We start from the raw sequence: 14,872 nt of genomic DNA, 5'->3' as shown, positions 1-14,872 counted from the left end.
ATCAAACCCCCGGGTAGTGGTCGGTGCCGCGCGCTGGCTTCTCCAGCAGCCCCTCGGACACCAGTTGATTGAGCACGCGGCGCGCCTGCGGGCGGCTGACGCTGAACTGACGAGCGGCAGCGGCCAGCGTTGTGCCGTTCTCCTGCTCGATAATCCAGCCTCTCACATCAGCCAAAAGCTGATCCTCTTCAGATAGTTGCACCGCGTTGCCTCCCCCCAGTACGGTCAGGCTCTTAACCAATAGTTCCTGTTGCTGCTCGATCAGCGTGCGCGCTTCTTCCAGCCGCCGGGCGCTGCCGTTTTCCACAGCGGTGGCGAGGTCTTTCACGCCGGAGCCTTGCAAATCAGTTGGAATACCAACGACATAATGCAGAAATATTAGCCGTCTAACGTGCTCGGGAATCGGGCTTCCCGTTTCGTAGGCGGATCCGCGTGAGGTTGAGTAGCCAACCGCGCCCCAGAAATCTTCCAGACGTTCCCCGCGTACCTCCCTCAGGGCACGCAGCGAGCGACCGCTGATTGCCCCGGGGTTCCGGATTTCCGCGAGATTTTCAATCTCCATACCTGCGCCTCTGTTGTGATTATGAAAACAAGGTTCGCAAAAAAGGAACCATAAATCAACAACGGTGATTGCATTTTGACAACATGGGTCATAGACCTGTGTGCAGAAGCACACGAAGCAGGAGCATCAGGTGCCGGTAAACAAACAGTTTTTCATGGATCACATGGCCGATAAGCGGCTGAGTCTCCGTGAAGTCGCCAAGCAAATGGACGTTTGGCCCGCCGCGCTGTCCCGGTCATTGGACGGCAAACGTAAGATGCAGCTCGAAGAGGCGGCCAATCTGGCCCGCGTCCTGAGCCTTCCTATCACAGAGGTGCTGGCGAACGCCGGTATCGAGCCAACCAAGGTGAAGGGCCGCCGCTGCGACGTCATTGCCTACTACACCGGCGAAGGATTGATCGAGTATGTGCCGGAGGGCCAAGCGGAGCGCGTAGCCTGCCCGGACAGCGTGCCGGACGACTCTATCGCGGTTCGCTACATCACGTCGGATAGCCCCCTCTCGTTTACGGATGGCTGGGTCACATTCCTTGGTCCAAGGCGCGATCCCACAGAGGTGATAGGCCTGTACTGCGGCATCAAGATCGTGGACGGGCCGATGCGGTTTGCGCTTATCCGGAGAGGCTATGAACCGGGCACGTACAATCTGCACGGCAACAACGGGATGAAGATTGAGAACGCCCGGCTGGAATGGGCGCGGCGCTGCATCCTCACAATTCACTGATAAAAACCGTTTGCATTTTAGAAACGGCTAATCCTAAAATGAAAACGGCAGCGAGATAAACGCTGTCGATATGTTGACCGCTCACCATATAAACAGGGAGCGACGGGCCAGCTGTTGCAGGAGTCAGCTGGCAACTTTTTAGGCGCTTCAAGCGCCCACAATCCGGTAAATACACATGAGCGAACAACGCTTCCCGGGCCTAAAGGCCGGTGACACCGTGCTGGTGGAAACGAAGCTCGACGGCGGCTGGCGATACGAGCGCCGCGCCATCCTCCCCCTAACCGTTGACCGCGTGATGAAGTCGCAGTTTGCGACCACCTGCGGCAAGCGCTTCATGCTGGAAAGCGGCCGCGAGGTCGGCGGGCAAGCCTACAGTGGTCACGCCTACCCGGTCGGCTACATGAACGGGAATGGCTGGGGCGTGGATCCTACCCCTATGGAGGCTACACCAGCCGCCGAAATCCTCGCATGGAAAGAGCGCTGCGCCATCATGGGCGCGCTGGAAGGCGTGCTGTTCAAGCTGGGCCGCAACAGCAGCCGAATGAACCGCGTGCTAAACGAGGTCGAGCTGGTGGCCGCACTCAATGAAACATTGCCAGCGCTATCGCAGCTGCTGGAGAAAATCGAGCGATGAAGGAAGAGCGCGGCCGCGAGGCTGTCTGGCAGCACGCCGCTGAAGCGGGGTTGCAGGACGACATCAAGCGGATTGCGGCCGTGTTCGACCTGTCAGACGTGGCGATCCACACTCCGGGCAAGCTCACGTACCTGAAAGAGCGCCCGACCAAACCGAAACACACAATCCGGCCGTTTGAGAGTGACGTCTACGTGGACGTCGCGACCGGCCGCATACTTCCGAGGAAAGGAAATGGCACAACGTAACGATCCACAAGCAGCACTGGCCTACGCGGCCCAGCAATACCCCCACAACACGCCGGTCTGGTATTACCCGGTGCTGGGCAAGGATTCGATGCGCCGCGAATCGTGGACGCGCGGCAATCCGGAGCTGGCGAGCTTCGATGATTTGCGCAATCAGCCGGTGATCGTCGTTCGCCTGAAGGACGGCACCGCGCCGGTGGACATCACCCATATCGTCCCGCGTCAGGTTGAAGAGCGTGAGGAACGGCTGGAGCCGGTACCGGCAGACGAGGCTGCGCCGCCGGAGCTGGAGCACACCTTCGCTTACGCGGCATGGGCACACACCCCGCGCGGCCGCAACGAGTGGAGCGGCATCGTGCAGCGCCTGCACCCCGTCCGCGACATGACGGACTACCTGCATATTCAGGACGAGATTGCCCGGGACGGCAACGTGAAGAAGGAGGCGGTGAACATTCTGTCGCTCACGCCGGTGGGCGTCTGGCCGGTGAAGGGCATCAGCAGAGAGCGGGCGGCGATCGGCACGCTGGAGCAGCTGGGCTATACCCACAACGACGGCGCGGAACGCTGGCGGCCACCAGCCGGTGACAAGCCTGATTTCGATGTGCTGGACCTGCTGGCGGAAATGGAGGCGGCGGCCGAAGAGTGCCCACGCTCGCTGTCAGTCAGCGATCAGGAAGCACAGGACCGCTACACGCGCCATCTGAAGGCGACGGTACCGGCGAACGTGCTGAAGGTTGTCAAAGCGCTGCGCGCGGAGCTGCTGGCAGCGCCTAAGGCAGGTGAAGCATGAGCCACCAGCCGAAAGCCATCATCGTGCGCGTTGCCGTGCAAACCGAATCAGGCGTCCAAGAGCTGCTGGACCTGTCCCACGACTTCACTACCGGGAAGACGGCTATGGCCCTCCACACCACCGGCCGCGATCCCAAGGGCGAAACAGCCTTGCGGGCCGCTGAGAACGCGCTGGGGAGCGCGCTGAAGGACATACATCATGCGATGGGCAACGCGCCGGGCGTGACGCGCTCCGATCCCATCCTGCGCCGGGAATGGGACGGGCGGTTCGACGCATGACCGGCTTCTATGTGGAGCTGGCCTTGAACGGCCGGGAGTATCGCCGGAGCCGGGGCGGCGCTTGGCAATACAAGGTTGTCGTCGCCGGTAAGCGAGACAGCTGGCGCACCCTGAACCAGTACCGGAACATGGGGCTGATTTTGAAACTCGATCAGGAGCTGGCGCGCTCCAAACAGGAGTAGGTTTGTAGGGGAGTTCACGGACTCCCCCTTTTCGTTCTGTTGCGTTCCTGTTAGTGCTGTTGTCAGATTGACAACACGGAAGCGCATGGAGCGTCGCATGAGCAAGAAGAACTACCTCACTCAGGACGAGGTTGCCGAACGGTACCGGGGGCTGGTTTCGGTCCGGACCTTGGCGAATTGGCGGAGCCTGCGAATCGGCCCGAAGTTCACCAAGATTGGCAAGACGGTCCTGTATGAGGAACGGGAGCTTGACGCATGGGACGATCGGAATACGGTGAAGTGCGTTGCCAGTGTACGAGAGTGAACGAGGCGAATCGCCCGGGGGCTTATCGGGAACGTGGCTGAGTTCGATTTGAAACCGCCACCAACAACCGGCACCAAGGCAAAGCCAATTACAGAAAAAGCCAATGTTTATAAAGCACTTAGCCGAATCTGTAATCATGTTCCACAACCACCCCTCAGGCTCCCCCGAACCCAGCCGTGCCGATATCGACGTGACCAACCGCATCGCCGAAGCCGGACGCCTGCTCGGCGTCTCCGTGCACGACCATGTCGTCATCGGCCGCGAGGGCCATATCAGCCTGCGCGCCAAGGGCCTGATCTGACATGTGCGTGGCCGCCGTCGCCTGGCAAGCCCATCCGGACTGGCCGCTCGTCGTCGCCGGAAACCGCGACGAGTTCCACGCCCGGCCCGCCGCGCCGCTCGCGCAATGGCAGGACGGCAGCGCGATCATCGCCGGACGCGACCTCCTCGGCGGCGGGACATGGCTGGGCGTCTCGACAGAAGGTCGCATGGTGCTCGTCACCAATTACCGTGTGCCGGATGGCTCGGTTCCGGGCAGACCCTCGCGCGGGAAGCTCGTCACCGACCTGCTGCAAAGCCGCACCTCCGAATCGCTTACAGCGATGAACCCGTTCAATCTCGTCGAAGTGGCCTCCGGTCAGGCGCGGTTCCTGACCAACTATCCGCAAATCGAATCGCGCCCTCTCACGCCCGGCATCCACGGCCTGTCGAACGGCGGCTTCGACCTGCCCTGGCCCAAGACCCTGCAAGTCGAGCAGGCCGTCGCGGATTGGCTCGCGGCAGGTTCCGACGATCCGGTCTCGCTGCTGGATACCTTGCGCGCCGAAACGCCCGATCCTCGCCTGGCCCGCCCGGAGGATGGCCCGGAGCCGCGATTCGCCCCGGTCTTCATCCGCAATCCGGTCTACGGCACCCGGTGCAGCACGGTCATTGCCGTCCATCGCAGCGGCGGCGGCCTGATCGCCGAGCGCAGCTTCGCGCCGGATGGTGAGGTAACAGGCGAAGTCCGCATCGATTTCGCCTCGCCCATTCCCCCGTCCCTTTCCGCGCAAACCGCTGTATAAGCGGCGCGATGCGACGACGACCGACCGATCGAGTAAAAAGGGCCTTCCCCACTGCCGCAAAGCTGCTCAGCGGCTGCCTCCTGCTCGTGACTGCGGGATGCAGCACGGTCTCCCCGCCCTCGCGCGGTATTGCCTGCGATGCCGCGCTGCCCCCCAAGGTCACGTTTTCCGCCGACGGCCAGAACGCCACGACCACGCTTTCGGTGCTGAGCTACAATATCGAGGGCCTCGGCTGGCCCGCGCGCAGCGGCCGGAAGCCTTCACTCATGGAAATCGGCCGTCACCTTTCCGAGATGCACGGGGCGGGCACCGCGCCCGATGTTGTGCTGTTCCAGGAGATGTTCGGAGACCCGGCCAAGAAGGCAGTGCGGTCCTCCGGCTATCCCGCCATCGAATCCGGCCCGCATCGCACCACCCGCGCGCGCGGTTCGACCAAGGAGAAACTGCCCGGCGTGTCCCGGTGGAAGCGCGGCGAACTTGGCCTCCACGTCTACGGCAGCGGCCTTGCCATAGCCTCGCGCTATGCCATCGTCGATACCGACCGGCGCGCCTATGGGCGCAAGTCCTGCGCCGGATTCGACTGCCTAGCTAACAAGGGCATCGCGCTGGCCCGCATCGACATTCCCGGTGTGCCCACGCTGATCGACGTTTACGACACCCATATGAATTCGCGCGGCGCTTCCAAGGCCCCCGCCCCGCGCAACCTCGCCGCCCACGACCGGCAGGCGCTGGAAGCCTCCGAATTCATCGACCGCACCCATGACGACTCGACTCCGGTGATCTTCGGCGGCGATTTCAACATGCGCCATTCCGAGCCGCGCTGGGAGAATTTCTCGCGCTATCAGTCGCTCGAACTGGTCCATCGCATCTGCAAGGACCCCGCCTCGGGCTGCGACGTGCGCATGTCGTGGGACGGCGACGAACCGTGGATGGACACCCAAGACCTCCAGTTCCTGTGGAGCGGCGACCGCGTCCAGATTCGCCCGATCCGGGTCGAGGCGCTGTTCGACGGCAGGCCGGGCAGCCCGCGGCTTTCCGACCACGACGGCTTTCTCGTGACCTACGAACTCAGCTGGAAAGCCTCCGACACCCGCCGCCCCGGTTGCAGCCCGATACCGGGAGCGCTGGTCGCGGGCCGCTGAGGCCCACCTTCACGGCGCAGGCCCATCACGGCGCAGGCGAGGCCAGGATCGCCAGCAGCTTCGCGCCGAAGACTTCCGGCGCCTCGACTTGCGGCGAATGGCCGTAATCGGGAAATTCGACGATTCGCGCCGAGGGCATCGCGGCGGCTGCCTGCGGGGCGGCTTGCGGAACCGAAATCAGCTTGCCGCGAATCTCGGCGGGTGCCTGGCCTTTGCCGAAGACCGTCGTGTCCCTCATCCCGATCATCAGGGTGACGGGCACCGCCAGCCTGCCGAACTCGTGGCTGACCGGTTGGGTCAGGATCATTTCGGAAATCTTCGCCTGCGCCAATTCCGCCGCGTCCTGATCCGGCGTGGCATATTGCCCGGCGAGCATCTTCACCCAGCGGTCATAGCGCGGGTTCCAGTCGCCATGATAATAGGTGTCGAGCTGATACTGCCGCATGGCGGCATAGTCTTTGGCCCGCTCGGCGGCGAGCAGCTTGTCGAGCGGAACATAGGGCACGCCCTCCGCCATCGAATCGACCAGTCCCAGCGGATTGACCAGTACCAGCCGCTCGACCGCCTGCGGATACATCAGCGCGAAACGCAGGCCGAGCATGCCCCCGGTCGAATGGCCGAGCACGATCGCCTTCTCCAGCCCGACTTTCTCCATCAGCCGATGCGTCACCTCCGCCATCATCGCGAAGCTGTACTGCGCCGAAGCGGGCTTGGAGGACTTGCAGAAGCCGAGCTGGTCCGGAATCAGCACCCGGTAACCCGCGGCGAGCAGGGTCTTCGCAGTATCCTCCCAGGTGGCGCCGCAGAAGTTCTTGCCGTGGAGCAGGACCACCGCATGACCGTTCGGCTGCTCCGGTTGGACGTCCATATAGGCCATCGAGGCTTCCTCGGCCCCCAGCTTCACCTCCATGCGCGCGACGGGCCAAGGATAGGGGAAACGTTCGAGGTCGGTGCCGAATTCCTCCAGCTTGATGTCCTGCGCATGAGCGCCACTCAGGGGCAGGGTCATGGCGAGAATTGTCAGAAGAGCGCGTCGCATCGCGGTCCTTTCTGTTGCGAAGAGAGCCGGTGCGGCCTCCCCTCGGCCGTCCACGGATAAGCGCGTGAGGCTTCGAATGGCTCCTTAGAAACGGAAAATCGTTTTCCTACAACAGCTAGCCCTGACATTCTGCCACGCATGCACAGAACCTATCGCCGTCCTGTTCCGATTTTCGCAAGCGTCGGAGGACGTGAAGAGAAGCAAACTTTTTTGTCCCCTGTACTGTGTAAACCGTGTCAACCTGCGCAAGAACGAGCGCGTCGCGGCGCGATGATTCCAGCCGAGTCGGGCCTGCCCGCCCTTGCCTTTATCGCAAGCCCGCCCTAGCGGCTCTCGGCAAGAGGCCAAGGCAGTAGCCGGTCCCCTCAAGGTCACTCAAGGAGTCGAACATGGTCCCCCGTTACGCCCGCCCCGCAATGACCGCGATCTGGGAGCCTGAAGCCCGCTACCGCATCTGGTTCGAGATCGAGGCCCACGCCGCCGTGAAGATGGGCGAGATGGGCACCGTGCCCGCCAGCGCCGGACAGGCGCTGTGGGACTGGTGGGGCACCAACCCGAAGATCGACGTCGCCGCGATCGACGCCATCGAAGCCGTGACCAAGCATGACGTCATCGCCTTCCTCGACTGGGTAGCCCAGCAGGTCGGCCCCGAAGCGCGCTTCATGCATCAGGGCATGACCAGCTCCGACGTGCTCGACACCACGCTGAACGTCCAGCTGGTCAAGGCTGCCGACATCCTGCTGGAAGACCTCGATGCCCTGCTCGCCGCGATCAAGCGCCGCGCCGAAGAACACAAGTACACCCCCACCATCGGCCGCAGCCACGGCATCCATGCCGAGCCCGTGACCTTCGGCCTGAAGATGGCCGAAGCCTATGCCGAATTCGCGCGCTGCAGGAAGCGCCTGATCGCCGCCCGCGAGGAAATCGCCACCTGCGCGATCTCGGGCGCTGTCGGCACCTTCGCCAACGTCGATCCGGCGGTGGAACAGTACGTCGCCGACAAGATGGGCCTCGAAGTCGAGCCGGTCTCCACCCAGGTCATCCCGCGCGACCGTCACGCCATGTTCTTCGCGGTGCTGGGCGTGATCGCCAGCTCGATCGAACGCCTCGCCATCGAAGTGCGCCACCTGCAGCGCACCGAAGTGCTTGAGGCTGAAGAATATTTCGCGCCCGGCCAGAAGGGCTCGTCGGCCATGCCGCACAAGCGCAACCCGGTGCTGACCGAAAACCTGACCGGCCTTGCCCGTGTCGTCCGCTCGTCGGTGACCCCGGCGATGGAGAACGTGGCGCTGTGGCACGAGCGCGATATCTCGCACTCCTCGGTCGAACGCTTCATCGGCCCGGACGCGACGATCACGCTCGATTTCGCACTCGCCCGCCTGACCGGCGTGGTCGACAAGCTGCTCGTCTATCCCGAGCGCATGCAGAAGAACCTCGACCGCATGGGCGGTCTCGTCCACTCGCAGCGCGTGCTGCTGGCACTGACCCAGGCCGGCCTGACCCGCGACCAGTCGTACCGTCTGGTCCAGCGCAATGCGATGAAGGTCTGGGAATCGGACGGCCAGCTCTCGCTGCTCGAACTGCTCAAGGCCGATGAGGAAGTCACCGCCGCGCTGCCGGTCGAAGTGATCGAGGACAAGTTTAACCTCGATTACCACTTCAAGCAGGTCGACACGATCTTCGCGCGCGTTTTCGGGAACTAAGCGCCTTTCCGACACTTCCCATGCCTCGCAATCGCGCTTAGCATCAGGCGTGATTGCGAGGTCTTGCTGCACGACCCATTGTGCAGGAATTGCCGGAGGGTACATGAATATTGTCCGCACGGTGCTGTGGGTCGCCATCACCGCGATCCTGGTCGCATTCATCGTCATGAACTGGACCTGGGTCGACGTGAACTTCTGGCCCCTCGACGGTGCCAACTACATGCACTTCCAGTGGCCGGTAGGCTTCGTCGCGCTGGTCTTCTTCGTGCTCGGCATGGCGCCGGTCTGGCTCTACCTGCGCGCCCTGCGCTGGCGGTTCCAGCGCCGCATCGCCAGCCTGGAAAACTCGCTGCGGGCCAACAGCGTGCCGTCCTCCGTTCCCGAGGCGCCGGTTTCGGTGCCCCTCTCCACTCCCGAACCTTCCCCGGAATCCTGAGACCATGAACAGCAATCCCGTCTATCTCGCCCTCGACCTTCCCCGCCTCGATGCCGCCGAGGCGCTGGCCCGCAAGGTTTCCGGGCATATCGGCGGGATCAAGCTCGGCCTCGAATTCTTCTGCGCCCACGGCCATCACGGCGTGCACGAACTGCACAAGCTGGGCCTGCCGATCTTCCTCGACCTGAAGCTCCACGACATTCCGAACACCGTGGCGGGCGCGATGCAGGCGATCCACGTCCTCGAACCCTCGATCGTCACCATCCACGCCGCGGGCGGCCGCGCGATGATGGAAGACGCCAAGGCCGCGGCGGGCGAGAACACCAAGGTCGTGGCGGTCACCGTGCTCACCAGCCTCGACGGCGGCGATCTCAACGCCATCGGCGTTCAGGCCGAGCCGCACGAACAGGCACTGCGCCTGGCCGAACTGGCCCAGTCGGCAGGTCTCGACGGCATCGTCTGCTCGGGTCATGAAGTCGGCGCGGTGCACCGGCAGTGGAAGGACGGTTTCTTCGTGGTTCCCGGCCTGCGTCCCGACACCGATGGCAACGGCGACCAGAAGCGCATCATGACTCCGCGCGCCGCACGCGATGCCGGTGCCAGCGTGCTCGTCATCGGCCGCCCGATCAGCCGCGCCGAAGACCCGCTGGCCGCTGCCCGCGCCATCGAAGCGACGCTTTGACCTTAGCCGCTCAGGCAAATCGAAACTCAAGCACACAAACCAATTATCGTCGCCCCCGCGAAAGCGGGGGCCTCGCTGCCTTGGCGACTTCGCGTCCGGTGCAAGAAAAGCCGGATTTCCGCCCTCGCGGGGATCACGGGAAAGGTTTTGCCGTCGCTATTTCAGCAAGACGGTCGGTCAAACCTTTCACAGCGCAAAATGCACGGTTCAGCGCCGGGCAACCTCGCGCCCTCCAGATCGTTGATCCGGCCAATGGATGGCCGAATGGAGAGTGCGACCTCATGAATTCCCTGAACCTGCTTGCCGTTACCACGGCCGCGATCGTCTCGGCAGCGGCCGTACCGGCCATGGCCCAGGACTCCGGCCTGGTTCCCGCCATCGCCGCCGGGCACACCCTGCTGACCGTCAATGCCCAGGGTTCCTCCACCCGCACGCCCGACATGGCGAGCTTCTCGGCAGGCGTCACCACGCAGGGCACCACGGCCAGCGAGGCGCTCAATGCCAATTCCACGCGGATGAACCAGGTGATCGCCTCGCTGAAGCGCGCTGGCGTGGCCGACAAGGACATCCAGACTAGCAATCTCAGCCTGAACCCGGTCTATGCCCAGCCCAAGCGCCAGCCCGACGGCAGCTATGTCGATGGCCCCCGCGAGATCGTCGGCTACGAGGCGAGCAACACCGTCGGCGTGCGCCAGCGCAAGCTGGACGACATGGGCAAAGTGATCGACGCCCTCGTCAAGGCCGGCGCGAATCAGGTAAACGGCCCCAACTTCTCGCTGTCCCAGCCCGACGCTGCCCAGAACGAAGCGCGCGTCGCCGCGATCAAGGACGCCCGCGCCCGCGCCGACCTTTATGCAGGCGCCGCCGGAATGCACGTCACCCGCATCGTCTCGATCAGCGAAAGCGGCGGCTATGCGCCGGTGCCGGTCATGTACCGCGCCAAGGCCGCGATGGATTCGCTCGCTTCCGCTCCGCCGGTCGCCGCCGGGGAACTGGAAACCAACGTCAACGTCACGGTCCAGTTCGAACTGGCGCCGTGACGCCCCCGCTCAGTTGAGCATCATGTCCTGTGACTGGATATCATATCCGGTCAGGGTAACTTTGCCTTCGTCACCCTTGCGATAGACGAACTGTTCGACGCCCGAGCCGTGCTCGAATGCCGTCTGATAGGTCAGGGTGACGAAGGTCCCGCCGGTGGTGGCATTGGCATTCCAGCCCACCTGCTTCGCTTCCTTCACTTTCCCGAGCTTGCGGTGCACCGCATCCAGCACCTTCTCAAGCGACGCCCGCTGTGCGCCCTGTCGCAATTCCGGATCGGCCTGCTGCCAGATCGCGGGCAAGTCACCGGCGTCCAGCGCCTGGTGGAACTTGCCGACTTCGACCTCGGCGTCCTTGAACGACTCCTTCACCCCGCAGCCCGCCAGCATTGCGGCGGCGGCAAATGGCACTAGATAGCGGCCCAGTCTGTTCATCATCGGTCCCCTTGCATCGGGATCGCAATCTAGGCCGGAAACACGCCATGCCAACTGCGGCGATCAAGATCTGCGGGATAAGCACTCCCGAATCCCTCGAAGCCGCGATTCGCGCGCGCGCCGCCCATGCCGGTTTCGTGTTCTTTCCGAGGAGCCCCCGCAACGTCACCCCCGCCGAGGCCGCCGTGCTTTCGCAGCGCGCGCAAGGCCGGATCGGGCGGGTCGGCCTCTTCGTTGATGCCGATGATGCCGCGATTGCCGAGGCCGTCGCCAGCGCCCGGCTCGACACGCTCCAGCTTCACGGCAGCGAAACGCCGGAACGCGCAGCCCAGCTTCGCACCCGCTTCGGCATTCCCGTGTGGAAGGCGCTCTCGGTCGCGACGGCGGAGGATGCTGCCCGGGCGAGCGCTTATGCGGGCGCCGTCGATCTCGTGCTGTTCGATGCCAAGACGCCCAAGGGAACCCTGCCCGGCGGCATGGGCCTCAGCTTCGACTGGAAGCTCGTGGCGAACTGGAAAGGCCCTGTGGCCTGGGGACTGGCCGGCGGGCTGAACCCGGAGAACGTCGCGGAGGCCATCCGGCTTACCGGCACGCCGCTGGTGGACACCTCATCGGGCGTCGAAAGCGCACCGGGGATCAAGGACCTGAACCGTATCGAAGCCTTCGCCCGCGCCGTGCGCAGCGCCTCGGACTTCTGAGAGGCTCTTATACAACAAGAAAGGGCGGCCCCTCATAGACCGCCCTTCCCTGGCTTACGCTCCTTGCAGAGCGGATTCCTTATTCGGGCTTCGGCCCGACGAACTCGGTAGCTGCGTCGGGCCGAAATCCGATCAGAACTTCACGCCAACGCCAACCAGGCCGACGTCTGCGTCGGGGGTGTGGTCGCCGATCAGCAGGTGCTTGTATTCGACCTTGCCGTAGAAGCGGTCGTTCAGGGCCTGCTCAACGCCGCCACCGACAGCAACGGCGCTGTTGCCGTACTTGCTGAACTTCGACTGCCAGGTCGAGTTGGCATAGAGCTTGGTGGTCGGGGTGACCTTGAAGCCGGCGCGGCCGCCGACGCCCCACGAAACGCGGTAGTTGTCGGCCAGGATCTTGTCTGCCGAACCTTCAACGCCCACGAAGAACTTTTCGCCCAGGTCGTAGTCGTAACCGACTGCAACGCCGCCGACTGCTTCGCTGTCGCTGCCGTTCCAGATGATGCCGGTGCGGGCTTCGACGCGCGCTTCGTTGGCCAGAGCGGGGGTGGCGGCGGCCACGGCAGCAACCGCGGCGAGCGAAACGAGTGCAATACGCATATTCTTAAACTCCAGTATTTTCCCGGCCCTCACCGGGGAGGCCCCGCTGCTCCCCCAAACCTTTCGCCCAGATGAACGAAAATTTTATAATTACGAGAAAACGTCACGAAACTGCCACTTACAGACACTATCTTGCCAATGCAGTTATGCCTGTTGCAAGCTTTGCAATTGAAAAAGGGCATGGCGATCCCAACGGATGTTAGGCGCTGGACTTGACCGCGCGGCTCTGCCAATCGGCCGGATCATGACCAGCCAAACGCCCGTGAACAGCTTTCGCACGCTCCCCGACGAGACCGGCCACTTCGGCCAGTTCGGCGGGCGCTACGTAGCGGAAACGCTGATGCCGCTGATTCTCGATCTCGAGAAGGAATACCGCAAGGCACAGCAGGACCCGGTGTTCTGGGCGGAATTCGATGCGCTGATGAAGGACTTCGTGGGCCGCCCGAGCCCGCTCTACTTCGCCCCGCGCATGACCGACTATTTCCGCGCCAAGGCCCCCGTCGGGAAAGGCCCGAAGATCTACTTCAAGCGCGAGGAACTGAACCACACCGGCGCGCACAAGATCAACAACTGCATCGGCCAGATTCTGCTGGCGATCCGCATGGGCAAGACCAAGATCATCGCCGAAACCGGCGCGGGCCAGCACGGCGTCGCCACGGCCACCGTCGCCGCGCGCTTCGGCCTGCCCTGCAAGATCTTCATGGGCGCCAAGGATATCGAGCGCCAGAAGCCCAATGTGTTCCGCATGAAGCTGCTGGGCGCGGAAGTGATCTCCTGCGAGAGCGGCTCGCAGTCCCTCAAGGACTCGATGAACGACGCGCTGCGCTATTGGGTCGCGAACGTCCACGACACCTTCTACATCATCGGCACCGCTGCCGGCCCGCATCCCTATCCGGAACTGGTGCGCGACTTCCAGTCGATCATCGGCAAGGAAACGCGCGAGCAGATGCTGGAAAAGGAAGGCCGCCTGCCCGACATGCTGGTAGCGGCGGTAGGCGGCGGATCGAACGCGATCGGCCTGTTCCACCCCTTCCTCGACGATCCCGAAGTCCGGATGACCGGCATCGAAGCGGCGGGCCACGGCATCGACACCGACAAGCACGCCGCCTCGCTCACCGGCGGCAAGCCCGGCATCCTCCACGGCAACAAGACCTACCTGCTGCAGGACGAGGACGGCCAGATCACCGAGGCGCACTCGATCTCTGCCGGTCTCGACTATCCGGGGCTTGGGCCGGAGCACTCCTGGCTGCATGAAAGCGGCCGCGTGAACTACGTGCCGATCACCGATACCCAGGCGCTCGAAGCGTTCCAGCTTTGCTGCGAACTGGAAGGCATCATCCCGGCGCTGGAAAGCTCGCACGCGCTGGCCGCGCTCCCGCAGCTGACGGCGGAAATGGACGAGGACAAGCTGCTCGTCGTCAACGTCTCGGGCCGCGGCGACAAGGACATCTTCACCGTCGCCGAAGCGCTGGGCGTGGAGCTTTAATCGATGACCCGCTTCGAAACCGCATTCGCCAAAGGCCCTGCACTCGTCTGCTTCATCACCGGTGGTGACGGCGACACCGCCGCCAATCTCGACGCGCTGGTCGAAGGCGGCGCCGACGTGATCGAACTCGGCATGCCCTTCACCGATCCGATGGCAGATGGCCCGGCGATTCAGGAAGCGAACATCCGCAGCCTCGACGCGGGCACGAAGACCGCCGACATCTTCCGCATGGCCAGCGAATTCCGCGCCCGCCATCCGCAAGTGCCGCTGGTGCTGATGGGCTACGCCAACCCGATGATCGCCCGCGGCGCGGACTGGTTCGCGGAGGAATGCGCCAAGGCCGGGGTTGACGGCGTGATCTGCGTCGACATCCCGCCCGAGGAAGATGCCGAACTCGGCCCCGCCCTGCGCGACAAGAGCGTCTCGCTGATCCGCCTTGCCACCCCGACCACCGATGCCGCGCGTCTTCCCGCCGTGCTCGATGGCTCCTCGGGCTTCCTCTACTACGTCTCGGTCGCCGGTGTGACCGGGATGCAGCAGGCGGCGCAGGGCTCGATCGAGGACGCCGTGGCGAAGCTCAAGGCGGCCAGCACGATCCCCGTCGCGGTCGGCTTCGGCGTGCGTACGCCCGAGCAGGCGAGCGCGATCGCCAAGGTGGCGGACGGCGTGGTCGTCGGCTCGGCGCTGGTCGATCTGGTCAAGCAGCACGGCACCGAAGCGCCCGCGCATCTGCGCACGCTGACCTCGGCTCTGGCCGAAGCGGTTCACGCCGAGCGCTGATCCCACTTCGTCATTGCGCAAAGCATGACGACACAGCAATTCCGTACATCGCGGCAG

Annotated in this window: 20 protein-coding genes and 1 pseudogene; 17 read left to right on the top strand and 4 right to left on the bottom strand. The window is 63.9% G+C overall.

The annotated features are described in order from the left end of the window. Position 1: 1 nt before the first annotated feature. Positions 2-562, bottom strand: a complete 561-nt coding sequence (locus AC4D6D_RS05865; protein WP_491326869.1) for a helix-turn-helix domain-containing protein — start codon at positions 560-562, stop codon at positions 2-4. 100 nt (positions 563-662) lie between these two features. Between AC4D6D_RS05865 and AC4D6D_RS05860 the strand changes: the two genes are divergently transcribed. From AC4D6D_RS05860 to AC4D6D_RS05815, 10 genes and pseudogenes are all read left to right on the top strand, one after another. Then, entirely contained in the window at positions 663-1,283 is a 621-nt protein-coding gene (locus AC4D6D_RS05860) for a helix-turn-helix domain-containing protein (RefSeq protein WP_491326868.1), read from the top strand. Between the two features lie 175 nt (positions 1,284-1,458). Beyond that, positions 1,459-1,917, top strand: coding sequence for a hypothetical protein (locus AC4D6D_RS05855; protein ID WP_491326867.1), 459 nt, complete (start codon positions 1,459-1,461; stop codon positions 1,915-1,917). Continuing rightward, a complete protein-coding gene (locus AC4D6D_RS05850; protein WP_491326866.1) occupies positions 1,914-2,162 on the top strand; it encodes a hypothetical protein in 249 nt (82 codons plus the stop codon). Before AC4D6D_RS05855 ends, AC4D6D_RS05850 begins: the two co-directional genes overlap by 4 nt. After that, positions 2,149-2,949: a hypothetical protein gene (locus AC4D6D_RS05845; RefSeq protein ID WP_491326865.1), complete on the top strand. Its 801-nt coding sequence runs from the start codon at positions 2,149-2,151 to the stop codon at positions 2,947-2,949. The genes AC4D6D_RS05850 and AC4D6D_RS05845 overlap by 14 nt, the downstream gene beginning before the upstream one ends. Next, entirely contained in the window at positions 2,946-3,227 is a 282-nt protein-coding gene (locus tag AC4D6D_RS05840; RefSeq protein ID WP_491326864.1) for a hypothetical protein, read from the top strand. The genes AC4D6D_RS05845 and AC4D6D_RS05840 overlap by 4 nt, the downstream gene beginning before the upstream one ends. Then, the gene (locus tag AC4D6D_RS05835) at positions 3,224-3,409 is read left to right on the top strand and encodes a hypothetical protein (protein ID WP_491326863.1); all 186 of its coding nucleotides are present in this window, start codon (positions 3,224-3,226) and stop codon (positions 3,407-3,409) included. Before AC4D6D_RS05840 ends, AC4D6D_RS05835 begins: the two co-directional genes overlap by 4 nt. 97 nt (positions 3,410-3,506) lie before the next feature. Then, entirely contained in the window at positions 3,507-3,713 is a 207-nt protein-coding gene (locus tag AC4D6D_RS05830) for a helix-turn-helix transcriptional regulator (protein ID WP_491326862.1), read from the top strand. Between the two features lie 133 nt (positions 3,714-3,846). Next, positions 3,847-4,014: pseudogene (locus AC4D6D_RS05825) on the top strand (JAB domain-containing protein); the annotation flags it as partial. 1 nt (position 4,015) lies between these two features. After that, positions 4,016-4,777, top strand: a complete 762-nt coding sequence (locus AC4D6D_RS05820; RefSeq protein ID WP_491326861.1) for an NRDE family protein — start codon at positions 4,016-4,018, stop codon at positions 4,775-4,777. 8 nt (positions 4,778-4,785) lie between these two features. Then, a complete protein-coding gene (locus AC4D6D_RS05815) occupies positions 4,786-5,919 on the top strand; it encodes an endonuclease/exonuclease/phosphatase family protein (RefSeq protein ID WP_491326860.1) in 1,134 nt (377 codons plus the stop codon). 25 nt (positions 5,920-5,944) lie between these two features. Here the strand turns inward: AC4D6D_RS05815 and AC4D6D_RS05810 are convergent, their stop codons facing one another. Next, a complete protein-coding gene (locus tag AC4D6D_RS05810; RefSeq protein ID WP_491326859.1) occupies positions 5,945-6,958 on the bottom strand; it encodes an alpha/beta fold hydrolase in 1,014 nt (337 codons plus the stop codon). Positions 6,959-7,347: 389 nt separating this feature from the next. On the opposite strand from AC4D6D_RS05810, the gene purB reads away from it, so the two are divergent. The 4 genes from purB (at position 7,348) to AC4D6D_RS05790 (ending at position 10,819) form a co-directional block, all read left to right on the top strand. Further along, on the top strand, positions 7,348-8,661 hold the full coding sequence (gene purB / locus AC4D6D_RS05805) for an adenylosuccinate lyase (RefSeq protein WP_147219243.1): 1,314 nt from the start codon (positions 7,348-7,350) through the stop codon (positions 8,659-8,661). Positions 8,662-8,764: 103 nt separating this feature from the next. Then, a complete protein-coding gene (locus AC4D6D_RS05800) occupies positions 8,765-9,097 on the top strand; it encodes a LapA family protein (protein WP_147219241.1) in 333 nt (110 codons plus the stop codon). A 4-nt stretch (positions 9,098-9,101) separates the two neighbouring features. Then, positions 9,102-9,779: an orotidine-5'-phosphate decarboxylase gene (gene pyrF / locus AC4D6D_RS05795; protein ID WP_147219239.1), complete on the top strand. Its 678-nt coding sequence runs from the start codon at positions 9,102-9,104 to the stop codon at positions 9,777-9,779. Positions 9,780-10,060: 281 nt separating this feature from the next. Continuing rightward, complete coding sequence (locus AC4D6D_RS05790) at positions 10,061-10,819, top strand: SIMPL domain-containing protein (RefSeq protein ID WP_491326858.1); 759 nt, start codon at positions 10,061-10,063, stop codon at positions 10,817-10,819. Positions 10,820-10,828: 9 nt separating this feature from the next. Here the strand turns inward: AC4D6D_RS05790 and AC4D6D_RS05785 are convergent, their stop codons facing one another. After that, positions 10,829-11,254, bottom strand: coding sequence for a DUF4019 domain-containing protein (locus AC4D6D_RS05785; protein ID WP_491326857.1), 426 nt, complete (start codon positions 11,252-11,254; stop codon positions 10,829-10,831). A gap of 44 nt (positions 11,255-11,298) precedes the next feature. On the opposite strand from AC4D6D_RS05785, the gene AC4D6D_RS05780 reads away from it, so the two are divergent. Next, complete coding sequence (locus AC4D6D_RS05780) at positions 11,299-11,949, top strand: phosphoribosylanthranilate isomerase (RefSeq protein ID WP_491326856.1); 651 nt, start codon at positions 11,299-11,301, stop codon at positions 11,947-11,949. 132 nt (positions 11,950-12,081) lie between these two features. Here AC4D6D_RS05780 and AC4D6D_RS05775 read toward each other — a convergent pair whose 3' ends face one another. Further along, positions 12,082-12,549 carry an outer membrane protein gene (locus AC4D6D_RS05775; RefSeq protein ID WP_491326855.1) on the bottom strand — a complete coding sequence of 156 codons (468 nt, stop codon included), beginning with the start codon at positions 12,547-12,549 and terminating at the stop codon, positions 12,082-12,084. 244 nt (positions 12,550-12,793) lie between these two features. Between AC4D6D_RS05775 and trpB the strand changes: the two genes are divergently transcribed. Both trpB and trpA read left to right on the top strand, forming a co-directional pair. Beyond that, a complete protein-coding gene (gene trpB, locus AC4D6D_RS05770; RefSeq protein ID WP_491326854.1) occupies positions 12,794-14,035 on the top strand; it encodes a tryptophan synthase subunit beta in 1,242 nt (413 codons plus the stop codon). Between the two features lie 3 nt (positions 14,036-14,038). Continuing rightward, positions 14,039-14,815, top strand: a complete 777-nt coding sequence (gene trpA, locus AC4D6D_RS05765; protein ID WP_491326853.1) for a tryptophan synthase subunit alpha — start codon at positions 14,039-14,041, stop codon at positions 14,813-14,815. Positions 14,816-14,872: the final 57 nt, after the last annotated feature.

It is taken from the genome of Novosphingobium sp. BF6, from assembly GCF_058273105.1.
This window is presented reverse-complemented; position numbering and strand designations above follow the sequence as displayed.